Below are 14,594 nucleotides of genomic sequence, written 5' to 3' on the forward strand. Positions count from 1 at the left end.
GATGACGTGAGCGACAACTCTGTAGTACTGCGGTACGCGGACGGTGAATACACCTACCCGGTGGTCGAGAGCACCGTCGGCGACAAGGGCTTCGACATCGGGAAGCTCCGAGCCCAGACCGGGCTGGTCACCCTGGACAGCGGATACGGCAACACCGCCGCCTATAAATCCGCCATCACCTACCTCGATGGTGAGCAGGGCATCCTGCGGTACCGCGGCTACCCCATCGAGCAGCTGGCCGAGCAGTCCACCTTCCTGGAGGTGGCGTACCTGCTGATCAACGGTGAGCTGCCGAAGGCGGAGGAGCTCTCCACCTTCCAGAACGAGATCACCCAGCACACGCTGGTCCACGAGGACGTCAAGAACTTCTTCCGCGGCTTCCCGCGCGACGCCCACCCGATGGCGATGCTGTCCTCCGTGGTCTCCGCGCTGTCCACCTTCTACCAGGACAGCCACAACCCGTTCGACGAGAAGCAGCGCCACCTCTCCACGATCCGGCTGCTCGCCAAGCTGCCGACGATCGCGGCGTACGCGTACAAGAAGTCGATCGGCCACCCCTTCGTCTACCCGCGCAACGACCTCGGGTACGTCGAGAACTTCCTGCGCATGACCTTCTCGGTCCCGGCCCAGGAGTACGAGCTGGACCCGGTCGTGGTCTCCGCGCTCGACAAGCTGCTGATCCTGCACGCGGACCACGAGCAGAACTGTTCGACCTCCACCGTCCGCCTGGTCGGCTCCTCGCAGGCGAACATGTTCGCCTCGATCTCGGCCGGCATCTCGGCCCTGTGGGGCCCGCTGCACGGTGGCGCCAACCAGTCCGTCCTGGAGATGCTCGAGGGCATCCAGGCCAACGGCGGCGACGTCGACTCCTTCATCACCAAGGTGAAGAACAAGGAGGACGGCGTCCGCCTGATGGGCTTCGGCCACCGCGTGTACAAGTCCTTCGACCCGCGCGCCAAGATCATCAAGGCGGCGGCGCACGACGTCCTGTCGGCCCTCGGCAAGTCCGACGAGCTGCTCGACATCGCGCTGAAGCTCGAGGAGCACGCGCTCTCCGACGACTACTTCGTCTCGCGCAACCTCTACCCGAACGTGGACTTCTACACGGGCCTCATCTACCGCGCGATGGGCTTCCCGACCGAGATGTTCACCGTGCTCTTCGCCCTCGGCCGCCTCCCGGGCTGGATCGCCCAGTGGCACGAGATGATCAAGGAGCCGGGTTCCCGCATCGGCCGCCCGCGCCAGATCTACACCGGCGAGGTCCTGCGCGACTTCGTCCCGGTCGAGGCCCGCTGACCGCAGCCGGTCCGGACGCCTGGCGAAAGCGCCCCGCCGCCGATCCCCCCACGGGTCGGCGAGCGGGGCGCTTCCCATATCCCCGGTGCGGATTCCCCCCACGGGATCCGGGCCGGGCGCCTGCTCGCGCGGTCTGCCGGGGTACGTACGGGAGGGCCGCTCAAAGCTCCCCGGTGCACGTGCCCCGGCCGCGCTTGCCTGGAGACGTCCCCCAAGACATCTCCATGAACGTCCCCCAAGACGTTCTCGGCATCGCCCACTTAGACTCGCGAACAGCCCAGATGGTTACCCCCCAATATCTGTGATCTAGGTCTCTTTGTGAAGGTCCTGTGCGTCACGTGTAGGTGAATTCGCGTGATCATGGAGTGATCGTGACGTGGCCATGACCTGGTCATGGCGTGGTGTTGGTCCGGACTTGGGGCGCCGGGAGGGCCCGGCGCCGCTCAGCGGAAGCGGCGCAGCCGCAGGCTGTTCGTCACGACGAAGACCGACGAGAAGGCCATCGCGAGCCCGGCGATCATCGGGTTGAGCAGGCCCGCCGCCGCCAGCGGCAGCGCGGCCACGTTGTAGCCGAAGGCCCAGCCCAGGTTGCCCTTGATGGTGGCCAGGGTGCGCCGGGAGAGCCGGATGGCGTCCGCCGCGACCCGCAGGTCGCCGCGGACCAGGGTGAGGTCGCTCGCCTCGATCGCGGCGTCCGTGCCGGTGCCCATCGCCAGCCCGAGGTCGGCCGTGGCCAGCGCCGCCGCGTCGTTCACGCCGTCGCCGACCATCGCCACCGTGCGGCCCTCGGCCTGCAGCCGCCGCACCACGGCCACCTTGTCCTGCGGCAGCACCTCGGCGATCACCTCGTCGATGCCGACCTCCGCCGCCACCCGCTCGGCCACCGCCCGGCCGTCCCCGGTCAGCAGCACCGGCCGCAGGCCGAGACCGCGCAGCCGGGTCACCGCCTCGGCGCTGGTGTCCTTGACCGCGTCGGCGACGGTCAGGGTGCCGCGGGCCCGCCCGTCCCAGGCGACGTGCACGACGCCGGGGCCGGCCTCCGCCGGCACCTCGATCTCCTCGGCCGCGAGCAGGGCCGCGCGCCCGACGAGCACCAGATGGCCGTCGACCGAGCCGCGCACGCCGAGGCCGGGCACGTTCTCGAAGGACTTCGGTACGGGCAGTTCGCCCACCCGCGCGGCGGCGCCGGCGGCGACGGCGCGGGCGACCGGGTGCTCGGAGGAGTGCTCCAGGGCGCCCGCGAGGCGCAGCAGCTCGTTCTCGTCGGTGCGGGCGGTGCCGTAGGCGCCTCCGTACACGTGCACCCCGGTCAGTTCCATGCGGCCGGTGGTGACGGTGCCGGTCTTGTCGAGGACGACCGTGTCGACGCGGCGCGTGGACTCCAGGACCTCGGGGCCCTTGATCAGGATGCCGAGCTGCGCGCCGCGCCCGGTGCCGACCATGAGCGCGGTCGGCGTGGCGAGGCCGAGCGCGCACGGACAGGCGATGATCAGGACCGCGACGGCCGCGGTGAAGGCGGCCGTCGCGCCCTGCCCCGTACCCAGCCAGAAGCCGAGGGTGCCGAGGGCGAGGAGCAGCACGAGCGGCACGAAGACGGCGGAGATCCGGTCGGCGAGCCGCTGGACGGCGGCCTTGCCGTTCTGGGCGTCCTCGACGAGCCTGGCCATCCGGGCGAGCTGGGTGTCGGCGCCGACCCGGGTGGCCTCGACGACCAGCCGGCCCGAGGCGTTGACGCAGCCGCCGGTGACGGCGTCGCCGGGGACCACGTCGACCGGCACGGACTCGCCGGTGAGCATGGAGGCGTCGACGGCGGAGGCGCCCTCGGTCACGGTGCCGTCCGTGGCGATCTTCTCGCCCGGCCGTACGACGAAGCGGTCGCCGACCCGCAGGGCGGCCACCGGCACCCGTACCTCCGTGCCGTCCCGCAGCACGGCCACGTCCTTCGCGCCGAGCCGCAGCAGGGCGTGCAGGGCCGCACCGGCCTTCCGCTTGGCGCGGGCCTCCAGATAGCGGCCGAGGAGGATGAAGGTGATCACTCCGGCCGCCACCTCCAGGTAGAGGGTGGAGGAGGCGTGGTCGCGGGTGACGGTGAGGTCGAAGTCGTGGCGCATGCCGGGCATGCCGGCGTCACCCAGGAAGAGCGCCCACAGCGACCAGCCGAAGGCCGCGAGGGTGCCGACCGAGACGAGGGTGTCCATGGTGGCGGCGCCGTGCCGCAGATTGGTCCAGGTCGCGCGGTGGAAGGGCAGTCCGCCCCAGACCACGACGGGCGCGGCGAGGGTGAGGGAGAGCCACTGCCAGTTGTCGAACTGGAGGGCCGGGATCATCGACAGGAGCACGACGGGCAGCGAGAGCACGGCGGAGACCGTGAGCCGCTGCCGCAGCGAGGAGAGCTCCGGGTCCGCCTCCGGGGCGCCGCCCTCGCCGGTGCCCGTTCCGGTGGCCCCCGGCTCCGGCTCCGGTGCCGGTTCGGGCTCCGGCGGCGGGGGCTCCTCGGCGGTGTAGCCGGTCTTCACGACGGTGGCGATCAGCTCCGCGACCGGCAGCTCGGCCGGGTGTTCGACGCGCGCCTTCTCGGTGGCGTAGTTGACCGTCGCGGTCACGCCCTCCATGCGGTTGAGCTTCTTCTCGACGCGGGCGGCGCAGGAGGCACAGGTCATGCCGCCGATCGTGAGCTCGGTGACTGCGGAGGTCGTGAGCGTGTCCATGGGCGGGTTCCAAACGGGAGCAGGGCCGTACGTAGTCACCGTACGGCCCCGCGAGGATGTTCCGGAGGCCGGTCAGGCGGCCGGGCCCACCAGCTCGTAGCCGGCCTCGTCGACGGCGGCGCGGACGGCCTCCTCGTCGAGCGGGGCGGCGGAGGTCACGGTGACCTCGCCCGTGGCGGCGACGGCCTTGACCGCGGAGACGCCGGCGATACCGGAGATCTCCTCGGTGACCGCGCCCTCGCAGTGGCCGCAGGTCATTCCGGTGACCTTGTAGACGACGGTGGTGGACATGTCGGTCTCCTCTTCGAGGGCGGTGCGCTTCGCGTGCGGTGCGACTCGCGGTGGTGCGGGCGATGCGTGCGGTGCGTGGGTCCGGCGGTGCGCCGGTCCGTACGCCGTCATACCACCCAGTGTACCCCTAGGGGGTATCAAACGGGGCGGCGGTCCGGTCGCGCCGGGCGAGTGGGCGCAGCCACGGCAGCCCCGCCGCCGTCACGAGGGCGAGACCGCCACAGGTGGCGCTTCCACAGGCCGGGGCGCATGGCGTCGACCGGCGCGGGCGGGGTCGGCGGGGACGGTGGCGGGGTCTGCGTCCGGGGCGGCGGGCCACCGCCGTACTGGTCGTACGCAGGGCACCTCCAAGTCCCTCCGTCGGCCGGGCATCTGACAGGAGCTTATGGTAGATACCCGATATGTCGCATTCGGGGACCACGCTGATCCTGATCATGGCGATCGCCGTCCTGGCGCCGCTGCTCGCCTACGGGGCCGGCCGCCGGCTCCCCGTGCCCCTCGTCATCTTCGAGATCCTGCTCGGCATCCTCGTCGGCCCCGACGTCCTGGGCTGGGCGAGTTCCGACGCGCTGATCGACGGGCTCTCGCAACTCGGCCTGACCATGCTGATCTTCCTCGCGGGCTACGAGATCGAGTTCGGCAAGGTCCGCGGTGACACCCTCAGGCGCTCGCTGTGGGCCTGGGTGCTCGCCCTCGCGCTCGGCCTCGGCATCGGGGTGCTGCTCGGCGGCGGCTACGACAAGGGCGTGTTCATCGGCGTGGCGCTCACCAGCACCGCGCTGGGCACCGTCCTCCCCGTGCTGCGGGACTCCGGCGACCTGCACGGCCGCTTCGGCTCGGTGGTGATGGCCTTCGGCGCCGTGGGCGAGTTCGCGCCGGTCATCGCCATGGCGCTGCTGCTCAGCGGCCGCAGACCGGCCGAGTCGGCCGCCCTGCTCGCCGTGTTCGCCGCGCTCACCGCCGCCGCGGTGTTCTGGGCGATGCGCCCGCGTCCGCCCTGGTTCTCGCGGGTCGTCGCCCGCACCCTGCACACCAGCGGGCAGTTCGCCGTGCGCTTCGTCTTCCTGCTGATCGCCCTGATGCTGGGCGCCTCCACGGCGCTCGGGCTCGACGTGCTGCTCGGCGCCTTCGCCGCCGGGCTCATCACCCGCCTCGTGCTCACGGGCGCCGCGCCCGAGTCGGGCCCGCAGATCCTGGAGAAGGTCGAGGCGGTCGGCTTCGGCTTTCTCGTCCCGGTGTTCTTCGTCGTCACGGGCATCGAGTTCGACCTCGACTCGCTGCTCTCCGGCGGCCGCACGCTGCTGCTCCTGCCGGTCTTCCTGCTGCTGTTCCTGGTGGTGCGCGGCGGACCGATCTGGTTCCTCGCCCCGCGGGACCTGGGCCGGCGGGACCGGGGCGGTCTCGTCCTCCACGGCTCCACGGCGCTGCCGCTGGTCGTCGCCATCACCACCATCGGCGTGGACGGCAAGGCGATGACGGCGGGCGAGGCGGCGGCACTCGTCGGCGCCGGCATGGTCTCCGTGCTCGTCTTCCCGCTGCTCGCGCTGAAGCTGCGGGCGCGGGCCGGGGCGGGCGAAGCCGGGGCGGGCGGCAGGGCGTTGCCGGCCGACGAGGTCACGGGCTCGGAGTCGTGGTGAGCCGCCGGTCCGGGCGTAGTGAGGGGCGCGAAGTCGGCGTGCGAGGCCGGAGGGACGGTGGGGTGAGGGTCACGGGGACGGTGTCGCGGCGAGTGCCTCGCCGATGACCGGGTCGAGATAGCGCAGCAGAGCCGTCTTCGTCTCGGTGATCACCGCGTCCCGCTCCGCGCCCTCGGGTGCGGCCAGGATCAGGGCGAGGCCCGCCTTCACGATGGCGAAGGTCATGTCGGCGATCCGCGCGTGCTGGGAGGGATCGCCGTCGGGAAGGTAGTGGCCGAGGAGGTCGCCGACCCGGGCGAGCAGCGAGGCGTGCAGGGCGTCGTGCTCCTCGGCGATGCGGCCCGGGATCTCGGAGCCGTGCATGAGGGCGAGGAAGACCGGGTTCTCGACGTTGAACGCGATCAGCGGGTCGAGGACGGCGTCGAGGAGCCGGGGGAGCGGCAGGGCGAGGTTCTCGGGTGTGAACGCCTGGCCGTGGTACTCCCGCATCTGGGCGAGCAGCCGGTCGCCCAGCTCGATCGCGATGGCCTCCTTGTTCGGGAAGTACTGGTAGAGCGTGCCGGGGGAGACGCTCGCCTCGCGGGCGATCGCGTTCGTGCTGGTCGCCGTGTAGCCGTTGGCGCAGAAGACGTTCGCGGCGGCCTGGAGCAACTGCGCGATGCGGCGCTCGCCGCGGGCCTGTCGGCGGCGCGGCTTCGGTTCTTCGGGCATGGCTGTCCCCAGCTCTCTGAACGCGATTGACAAACACGAGAGGTCGCTCGCATTCTTGAGAAACGCGAGTGATCGCTCGTGTTTGCCAATTCTATGGCAATGGGCGACCCATGCGGCCTGCCGGGAAGCGAGCGCACGGGTCACGGTGAAGGGGACACCGCGTGATGGCCGAAGTCAAGAAAGCCCAGCCCACGGGGGGTGGCGGCGGGGCCTGGACGAGGTTCGTCACGGCCAGACCGCGCCTGACCCTGCTCGTCGCGCTGGTGCTCACCGCGCTCGCCGTGCTGGCCGGCGGCGGCGTCGCCGAGCGGATGGGCAGCGGCGGCTGGGAGGATCCGGACGCCGAGTCGACGTACGCGACCGAGGTCCTGGAGCGGGAGTTCCCCGCCTCCCAGCCCAATCTGCTGCTCCTCGTCGACGCGGGCCGCGCCGGGGTCGACGACCCCGGGGTCGCCGCCGAGGCCCGCCGCCTGGCCGAGCGGCTCGACGCCCGGGACGGCGTCGACGGCGTCGGGTCCTACTGGCAGACCGGTTCTCCCGCGCTGCGGTCGGAGGACGGGCACCAGGCGGTGATCGCCGCCCGTATCGCCGGCGACGAGAAGGCCGCCGGAGAGACCCTCCAGGACCTGGCGCCCGACTTCCGCGGTACCCACGGCCCCGTCCAGGTCTCCGTGGGCGGCCCGCTCGCCGTCCGCCACGAGATGCAGACGATCATCCAGGAGGACCTGCTCAGGGCCGAGCTGATCGCCCTGCCCATCACCCTCGTCCTGCTCGTCATGGTCTTCGGCAGCGCCGTCGCCGCCCTGCTCCCGCTCGGCATCGGCATCGTCGCCATCCTCGGCACCAACGCCGTGCTGCGCGGCATCACCGAGTTCACCGACGTCTCCGTCTTCGCCCAGAACCTCACCACCGCCCTCGGCCTCGGACTCGCCATCGACTACGCCCTGTTCGTCGTACGGCGCTTCCGCGAGGAGCTGGCCGCGGGCGCCGGCACCCGGACGGCCGTCGGCACCACCCTGCGCACCGCCGGGCGCACCGTGCTGTTCTCCGCCCTGACCGTCGCCGTCTCGCTCGCCGCGATGCTGGTCTTCCCGCAGTACTTCCTGCGCTCCTTCGCCTACGCGGGCATCGCCGTCGTGCTGCTCGCCGCCGCGGCCGCGCTGATCCTGCTGCCTGCCGCCCTGCTCCTGCTCGGCGACCGGGTCAACGCCCTGGACCTGCGGAAGCTCCTGCGCCGCAAGGGCCGGGCGGGCGCCCGGGTGCGCGACGCGGAAAGCGGTGCCGAGGGTGCCGGCTGGGGGCGCGCGGCGGGCCTGGTCATGCGCCGGGCGCCGTGGTTCGCCGTCGCCACCGCCACCGGGCTCGTGCTGCTCGGACTGCCCTTCCTGGGTGTGAAGTTCGGCACCGCCGACGACCGCCAGCTGCCCGCCGTCGCCGAGTCCCGCGTGGTCCAGGACGAGCTCCGCGACGGCTTCCCCGGCAGCCCCGGCGGCGCGCTCACCGTGCTCGCCGAGGGGCAGGCCACGCCCGAGCAGTACGCCGGGTACCGGCAGCGGATAGCGGCGCTCGACGGGGTCGCCAGGGTCGACGGACCCGTCACCGCCGGGACGGGCGGTCGGACCCACGCCTACTTCACCGTCGTGCCCGAGGGCGAGAGCGTCGGCGCCGAGACCCAGCGCGTCGTCGGGGAACTGCGCGCCGAGCAGGCCCCGTTCCCCACCTCGGTCACCGGCGCGGCCGCCGTCCTGGTCGACTCCAAGGACGCCATAGGCGAGCGGCTGCCCTGGGCCGCCGTCATCATCGCCGTCGTCACCCTCGTCCTGGTCTTCCTGCTCACCGGCAGCGTGCTGATACCGCTCCAGGCCGTCGTGCTCAACGCGCTCAGCCTGACGGCCATGTTCGGCGCGGTCGTCTGGGTCTTCCAGGAGGGGCACCTCTCCGGACTCCTCGGCTTCACGCCGACCGGGGACATCGAGACCACCCTGCCCGTCCTGATGTTCTGCGTGGCCTTCGGACTCTCCATGGACTACGGGGTGTTCCTGCTCTCCCGCATCAAGGAGGAGTACGACGCCACCGGCGACCACGAGGGCGCCGTCCGCCACGGACTGCGCCGCACGGGCGGGCTGATCACCGCGGCGGCCGTCATCCTGGCCGTGGTGATGGTTGCGATCGGCACCTCCCGGGTCACCAACACCAAGATGCTGGGCCTCGGCGTCGCCCTCGCCGTCCTCATGGACGCCATGGTGGTGCGCAGCCTGCTCGTCCCGTCGGTGATGAAGCTGACCGGGCGCCTCACCTGGTGGGCCCCTGGGCCGCTGCGCCGGATCCACGGCCGCTTCGGCATCAGCGAAGGCGGGAACGAGGGCGGCACCGGCACCCGAACCGACGCCGGTACCGGCATACCGGAGGCACCCGGCCAGGCCGACCCGGCCCGGGTGCCCGCGAAGGTGGGGTAGCGGTCATTCCCGGCGGCTCCGGTTCCCCGGCCGGCTGGCGACCCAGGCGTGGATGGTGTCCGCGTACCAGTAGGGCTTGCCCGACTCCACATGGTCGGGCGACGGCAGCAGGCCGTGCTTCCGGTAGGAGCGGACCGTGTCCGGCTGCACCTTGATGTGCGCGGCGATGTCCTTGTACGACCAGAGCCTTCTGTCGGTCATGGCGTGGCACCTCTCCTGGTGATCACTGGTGATCACTGACCCTGTGCCCGGTCGGCACCCCCTTCCGACGGGCGGAGGGCGGCTGTCGAACGGCTGTGACGGAAATCCCGCGTAAGGGAGACATCCGTGACGAAGGAGCGACGTGCGTGACGTAAGTGACACATGGCCACAAGGGGCCCGGTGGCCGTAGGTGACAGGGGTGGACGCAAGTGACGGGTGGTCATCAGAGGCCGCAGGAGCGGAGGAAGCTCCGGGTGCGCACCGCGACGGGGTAGGGCGCGTCCGGCTCGCACGGGTACATGTCCTGCTCGACGATGGCGAACAGGTCCACGTCCAGGGCCTGGGCGGCGGCGAGCACCGGCTCCAGGGCCGGCACCCCGGCCGGCGGCTCGCACATCACGCCCTGGGCCACCGCCGGGCCGAAGGGCACCTCGTCGGCGACCACCCGGGCCAGGACGGCGGGGTCGACCTGCTTGAGGTGGAGGTAGCCGATCCGCTCGCCGTAGGTCTCGATCAGTTTGACGCTGTCGCCGCCGCAGTAGGCGTAGTGCCCGGTGTCGAGACAGAGCGCCACCAGGTCGGGATCGGTGGCGTCCAGGAAGCGGGTGACGTTCTCCTCGCTGTCGATGTGGGTGTCGGCGTGGGGATGGACGACGAGCCGCAGCCCGTAGCGCTCCCGGACCTCGCGGCCGAGCCGCTCGGTCAGCCCGGTGAGCTGCCGCCACTGCCCGGCCGTGAGGGTGCGGTCCTCCAGGACCTCGCCCGTGCGGTCGTCGCGCCAGAAGGAGGGGATCACCACCAGGTGCCGGGCGCCCATCGCCTGGGCGAGCGCCGCGTTCTCGGCGACGTGGGCCCAGGTCCGGTCCCACACCGCGGGTCCGTGGTGCAGCCCGGTGAACACGGTCGCCGCCGAGACCCGCAGTCCCCGGCGCCCGGTCTCCTCGGCGAGGACGGCCGGATCGGTGGGCAGGTAGCCGTACGGGCCGAGCTCGATCCACTCGTAGCCGGCGCCCGCCACCTCGTCCAGGAACCGCTGCCACGGCACCTGCCGCGGATCGTCGGGGAACCAGACGCCCCACGAGTCCGGGGCGGAACCGATGCGGATACGGGACGACGGCGACCGGTTCGTCAGGTTCGTCATGCATGCCACCTTGGGACGGACTCCGAGGGGCGTCAAGACGTCGTCCCGGCCGGTCCGGCGGCACGCCCGGATGACCGGACATGTCGTTGACACCGCCCGGGGCCGTGGATAGACCTGGAGCGTGGCCCGGCAGGGCGCAGGCGAGAGGTGACGTGGCATGACGCCGGAACCCGAGGAGCGGCCGGAGGACCCGTCGGAGGACCGGTCGGGCGACCGGCCGGACGAGCGGGCCTACGACCTGATCGCGATGGGCCGCCTCGGCGTGGACCTGTACCCGCTGCAGAGCGGGGTGGAGCTGGCGCGGGTCGAGACCTTCGGGAAGTTCCTCGGCGGCTCCCCGGCCAACGTCGCCGTCGCCGCCGCGCGCCTGGGCAGCCGCACCGCGCTCGTCAGCCGCACGGGGGCCGACCCGTTCGGGGAGTACCTGCACCGCGAGCTGCGGGCGTTCGGGGTGGACGACCGCTGGGTGACCGACGTCGCCGCGTATCCCACTCCGGTCACCTTCTGCGAGATCTTCCCGCCCGACCACTTCCCGATCCACTTCTACCGCCGGCCCAAGGCCCCGGACCTGGAGATCCACCTCCACGAGCTGGACCTTCCGGCACTGTGCGCCGCCCGCGCCTTGTGGGTCACCGGCACCGGACTGAGCGCCGAGCCCAGCCGCGCCGCCACCCTCGGCGCCCTGCGCGCGCGGGCCGAAGCGGCGGGAGAGGACACGGCCGGAAACGGTGCGGCGGGTAGTGGTGCGGCCGGGAGCGGTGGGGCAGGAGGTGGTGCGGCCGGAAGCGGTACGGCCGGAAGCGGTGCGGCCGGGAGCGGGGTGGCGGGAGGCGGTGCGGCCGGGGCCGGCCCGCTCACCGTTCTCGACCTCGACTGGCGGCCGTCGCTCTGGGACGGCACCGCCGCCGACGCCCGCCCGCTGTACCGGGAGGCGCTGCGGTACGCGACCGTCGCCGTCGGCAACCTCGACGAGTGCGAGGTCGCGACCGGGGAGCGCGAGCCGTACGCCGCCGCCCGCGCCCTGCTCGCCGCGGGCGTGCGGCTCGCCGTCGTGAAGCAGGGGCCCAAGGGCGTGTTCGCGCTCGCCGCCGACGGCACCACCGCCGAGGTGCCGCCCCTGCCCGTCGAGGTCGTCAACGGGCTCGGCGCGGGCGACGCCTTCGGCGGAGCGCTCGCCCACGGCCTGCTCACCGGCCTCGACCTGGAGACCCTGCTGCGCCGGGCCAACGCGGCGGGCGCGATCGTGGCCGGCCGGCTCGCCTGCTCGCCCGCGATGCCGTACGCCGACGAGATCACCCTCGCCCTCGACACCGGCCACGCCACCCTCCCGGACCACCCGCGATGACGCCCCGAGACCCCTCGAACACAACCCGGACGGCGTCCCGGAGCAGGCCCGGACATGACCCGGACGCGGCGGTGAGGCCCCCGGACCGGGGGTAGGGACAGATCATGGACTCGACGCTCACCCTCCACGTCCCCGCGGGGACCGCCGCCCGCGGCCCGTACGCCGTCGACATCGACCCCGAGCGGGCCGGCTGGACGCACAGCTCGCTGCGCGTGCTCGACCTCCCGCCCGGCGGGACCCACGAGTTCGAGACAGGGAACAGCGAATGGGTGGTGCTTCCGCTGTCCGGGGGCGGTACGGTGCGCGTCGAGGGGGAAACCCTCGAACTCGTGGGCCGCGCCAGCCCGTTCGACGGGGTCTCGGATTTCGCCTACGTGCCCAGGGACACCCACGCCCAGATCGCCTCCGGCGCGGGAGGCCGATTCGCTTTGGCAGGAGCGAAATGCGAGCGACGACTCCCCGCCCGCTACGGCCCCGCGCCGGAGGTTCCCGTCGAGACCCGCGGCAGCGGCAACCGCGCCCGTGAGGTGCGCAACTTCGCCGCCGCCGGCGCCTTCGCGTGCGACCGGCTGATCGCCGTCGAGGTCGTCACCCCCGGTGGGAACTGGTCGTCCTACCCGCCGCACAAGCACGACGAGCACCACCCCGGCACGGAGTCCGTCCTGGAGGAGATCTACTACTACGAGGTGTCGGCGCGCGCCGGAGGCCCGGACGGCTACGGCTACCAGCGGATCACGCCCTCCCGTCCCGGCGGCGCCGAACTCCTCGCCGAGGTGCGCACCGGCGACGCCGTCCTCGTCCCCGACGGCTGGCACGGCCCGTCCGTCGCCCAGCCCGGACACCCGCTGTACTACCTCAACGTCATGGCCGGCCCCGGCCCCGAGCGGGAGTGGCGGATCAGCTTCCACCCCGACCACACGGAGGGATACGCATGAGCGTCCGGCTCACCGTCGCCCAGGCCCTGGTGCGCTTCCTCGCCGCGCAGCACACCGAGCGCGACGGCGTGCGGCAGCGGCTCGTCACCGCCACCTGGGGCATCTTCGGCCACGGCAACGTCGCCGGGATCGGCCAGGCGCTCGTCGAGCACGCCGACCTCATGCCGTACCACCAGGGGCGCAACGAACAGGCCATGGTGCACGCGGCCGTCGGTTACGCGCGCCAGTCCCGCAGGCTGCGGATCCACGCCGTCACCACCTCCATCGGCCCCGGCGCCACCAACCTCGTCACCGGCGCCGCGCTCGCCACGGTCAACCGGATCCCGGTGCTGCTGCTGCCCGGCGACACCTTCGCCGCCCGTCCCGCCGACCCCGTGCTCCAGCAGCTCGAAGTGCCCTACGCGGGCGAGGTGTCGGTCAACGACTGCCTGCGCCCGGTGTCGCGCTACTTCGACCGGGTCACCCGCCCCGAGGCCCTGATCCCGGCCGCGCTCGCCGCCGTACGGGTGCTCACCGACCCGGCCGAGACCGGGGCCGTCACCCTGGCGCTGCCGCAGGACGTGCAGGCCGAGGCGTACGACTGGCCGGAGGAGTTCCTCGCCGAGCGGACCTGGACCGTGCGCCGGCCGCGCCCCGACACGGCCGAGCTCGACGCGGCCGTCCACGCGATCAGGGCCGCCGAGCGGCCGCTGGTCATCGCCGGCGGCGGAGTGAAGTACAGCGGGGCGGAGGACGCCCTGCGCACGCTCGCCGAGCGGGCGGGTCTGCCCGTCGCCACCACGCAGGCCGGCAAGGGCGTCCTGCCGTACGACCACCGCTGCGAGGTCGGCGGCATCGGCCACACCGGCACCGGCACGGCCAACGCGCTCGCCCGCACCAGCGACCTGATCATCGGCGTCGGCACCCGCTACTCCGACTTCACCACCGCCTCCGGCACCCTCTTCCAGCCCGGAACCCGCTTCCTCAACCTCAACATCAGCGGCTTCGACGCCCACAAGCAGGCCGCCGGGACCCTCGTCGCCGACGCCCGGGAAGCGCTGACGGCGCTCACCGAGGCGCTGGGGGACCACCGCCGGCCCGACCACGGCCAGGACGAGGCCCCGTGGACCTCCTCCAAGGCCGACTGGCAGGCGCGGACCGACGCCGCCTACGCGGCGGACAGCGAGGACGCCCGCCCCACCCAGGCCCAGGTGCTCGGCGTACTCGACACTCTGGTCACCGGTGACGACATCCTGATCAACGCGGCCGGCTCGCTCCCGGGCGACCTCCACAAGCTGTGGCGGACCCGGTCGTCCGACCAGTACCACGTCGAGTACGGCTACTCCTGCATGGGCTACGAGATCCCGGCGGCCATCGGCGTCGCGCTCGCCGCGCCCGGCCGGCCCGTCTGGGCACTCGTCGGCGACGGGACCTATCTGATGAACCCCACCGAAATCGTCACCGCCGTGCAGGAGGAACTGCCGATCAAGGTCGTGATCCTCGACAACCACGGCTACGCCTCCATCGGCGGCCTGTCGGAGGCCGTCGGCGCCGAGCGCTTCGGCACCGACTACCGCTTCCGGGATCCCGAGGGCCGGTTCACCGGACCGCCGCTCCCCGTCGACCTCGCCGCCAACGCCGCCTCCCTCGGCATGCGGGTGCTGCGCGCCCGCACCGTACGTGACCTGCGGGAAGCCCTCGGGGACGCCCGCGGGGCGACGGTTCCCACATGTGTCTACGTCGAGACCGAAACGGCAGACAGTGTGTCGGGCGCGCCCCCCGCCCAGGCGTGGTGGGATGTGCCCGTGGCCGAGACCTCGACCCGCCCGTCGGCGGTCAAGGCCCGCGAGGAGTACGACCGGCACGTCACCGCCCGACGCCGCCATCTCTGAAG

11 protein-coding genes are annotated in these 14,594 nt (G+C 72.6%); 6 read left to right on the forward strand and 5 right to left on the reverse strand.

What is annotated here, in order from left to right:
• Positions 1-6 precede the first annotated feature (6 nt).
• Positions 7-1,296, forward strand: a complete 1,290-nt coding sequence (locus tag ACFVGS_RS09525; protein WP_384415311.1) for a citrate synthase — start codon at positions 7-9, stop codon at positions 1,294-1,296.
• Between the two features lie 443 nt (positions 1,297-1,739).
• Here the strand turns inward: ACFVGS_RS09525 and ACFVGS_RS09530 are convergent, their stop codons facing one another.
• Positions 1,740-4,004 carry a heavy metal translocating P-type ATPase gene (locus ACFVGS_RS09530; RefSeq protein ID WP_385691974.1) on the reverse strand — a complete coding sequence of 755 codons (2,265 nt, stop codon included), beginning with the start codon at positions 4,002-4,004 and terminating at the stop codon, positions 1,740-1,742.
• Between the two features lie 72 nt (positions 4,005-4,076).
• The gene (locus ACFVGS_RS09535) at positions 4,077-4,295 is read right to left on the reverse strand and encodes a heavy-metal-associated domain-containing protein (RefSeq protein ID WP_384415317.1); all 219 of its coding nucleotides are present in this window, start codon (positions 4,293-4,295) and stop codon (positions 4,077-4,079) included.
• A 401-nt stretch (positions 4,296-4,696) separates the two neighbouring features.
• On the opposite strand from ACFVGS_RS09535, the gene ACFVGS_RS09540 reads away from it, so the two are divergent.
• Positions 4,697-5,932, forward strand: coding sequence for a cation:proton antiporter (locus ACFVGS_RS09540; protein WP_385691977.1), 1,236 nt, complete (start codon positions 4,697-4,699; stop codon positions 5,930-5,932).
• A gap of 69 nt (positions 5,933-6,001) precedes the next feature.
• Here ACFVGS_RS09540 and ACFVGS_RS09545 read toward each other — a convergent pair whose 3' ends face one another.
• Positions 6,002-6,643, reverse strand: a complete 642-nt coding sequence (locus ACFVGS_RS09545) for a TetR/AcrR family transcriptional regulator (RefSeq protein ID WP_384415323.1) — start codon at positions 6,641-6,643, stop codon at positions 6,002-6,004.
• A gap of 164 nt (positions 6,644-6,807) precedes the next feature.
• On the opposite strand from ACFVGS_RS09545, the gene ACFVGS_RS09550 reads away from it, so the two are divergent.
• Positions 6,808-9,099, forward strand: coding sequence for an MMPL family transporter (locus ACFVGS_RS09550; protein WP_385691980.1), 2,292 nt, complete (start codon positions 6,808-6,810; stop codon positions 9,097-9,099).
• Positions 9,100-9,102: 3 nt separating this feature from the next.
• Here the strand turns inward: ACFVGS_RS09550 and ACFVGS_RS09555 are convergent, their stop codons facing one another.
• The gene (locus ACFVGS_RS09555; protein ID WP_384415329.1) at positions 9,103-9,300 is read right to left on the reverse strand and encodes a helix-turn-helix transcriptional regulator; all 198 of its coding nucleotides are present in this window, start codon (positions 9,298-9,300) and stop codon (positions 9,103-9,105) included.
• A gap of 223 nt (positions 9,301-9,523) precedes the next feature.
• On the reverse strand, positions 9,524-10,441 hold the full coding sequence (locus tag ACFVGS_RS09560; RefSeq protein WP_384415332.1) for a sugar phosphate isomerase/epimerase family protein: 918 nt from the start codon (positions 10,439-10,441) through the stop codon (positions 9,524-9,526).
• Positions 10,442-10,688: 247 nt separating this feature from the next.
• Between ACFVGS_RS09560 and ACFVGS_RS09565 the strand changes: the two genes are divergently transcribed.
• From ACFVGS_RS09565 to iolD, 3 genes are all read left to right on the forward strand, one after another.
• Complete coding sequence (locus tag ACFVGS_RS09565) at positions 10,689-11,786, forward strand: PfkB family carbohydrate kinase (RefSeq protein WP_385692185.1); 1,098 nt, start codon at positions 10,689-10,691, stop codon at positions 11,784-11,786.
• Between the two features lie 104 nt (positions 11,787-11,890).
• A complete protein-coding gene (iolB, locus tag ACFVGS_RS09570) occupies positions 11,891-12,721 on the forward strand; it encodes a 5-deoxy-glucuronate isomerase (RefSeq protein ID WP_384415334.1) in 831 nt (276 codons plus the stop codon).
• Positions 12,718-14,592, forward strand: a complete 1,875-nt coding sequence (iolD, locus tag ACFVGS_RS09575) for a 3D-(3,5/4)-trihydroxycyclohexane-1,2-dione acylhydrolase (decyclizing) (protein ID WP_385691985.1) — start codon at positions 12,718-12,720, stop codon at positions 14,590-14,592. Before iolB ends, iolD begins: the two co-directional genes overlap by 4 nt.
• The last annotated feature ends 2 nt before the right edge of the window (positions 14,593-14,594 follow it).

The organism is Streptomyces sp. NPDC127114 (assembly GCF_042677525.1).
Lineage (GTDB): Bacteria > Actinomycetota > Actinomycetes > Streptomycetales > Streptomycetaceae > Streptomyces.

Coding starts and splice junctions, on each gene's coding strand:
- ACFVGS_RS09550 (WP_385691980.1), top strand. CDS start 6,808: ATGGCCGAAGTCAAGAAAGCCCAGCCCACGGGGGGTGGCGGCGGGGCC.
- iolB (WP_384415334.1), top strand. CDS start 11,891: ATGGACTCGACGCTCACCCTCCACGTCCCCGCGGGGACCGCCGCCCGC.
- ACFVGS_RS09560 (WP_384415332.1), bottom strand. CDS start 10,441: ATGACGAACCTGACGAACCGGTCGCCGTCGTCCCGTATCCGCATCGGT.
- ACFVGS_RS09565 (WP_385692185.1), top strand. CDS start 10,689: ATGGGCCGCCTCGGCGTGGACCTGTACCCGCTGCAGAGCGGGGTGGAG.
- ACFVGS_RS09530 (WP_385691974.1), bottom strand. CDS start 4,004: ATGGACACGCTCACGACCTCCGCAGTCACCGAGCTCACGATCGGCGGC.
- ACFVGS_RS09555 (WP_384415329.1), bottom strand. CDS start 9,300: ATGACCGACAGAAGGCTCTGGTCGTACAAGGACATCGCCGCGCACATC.
- iolD (WP_385691985.1), top strand. CDS start 12,718: ATGAGCGTCCGGCTCACCGTCGCCCAGGCCCTGGTGCGCTTCCTCGCC.
- ACFVGS_RS09540 (WP_385691977.1), top strand. CDS start 4,697: ATGTCGCATTCGGGGACCACGCTGATCCTGATCATGGCGATCGCCGTC.
- ACFVGS_RS09535 (WP_384415317.1), bottom strand. CDS start 4,295: ATGTCCACCACCGTCGTCTACAAGGTCACCGGAATGACCTGCGGCCAC.
- ACFVGS_RS09545 (WP_384415323.1), bottom strand. CDS start 6,643: ATGCCCGAAGAACCGAAGCCGCGCCGCCGACAGGCCCGCGGCGAGCGC.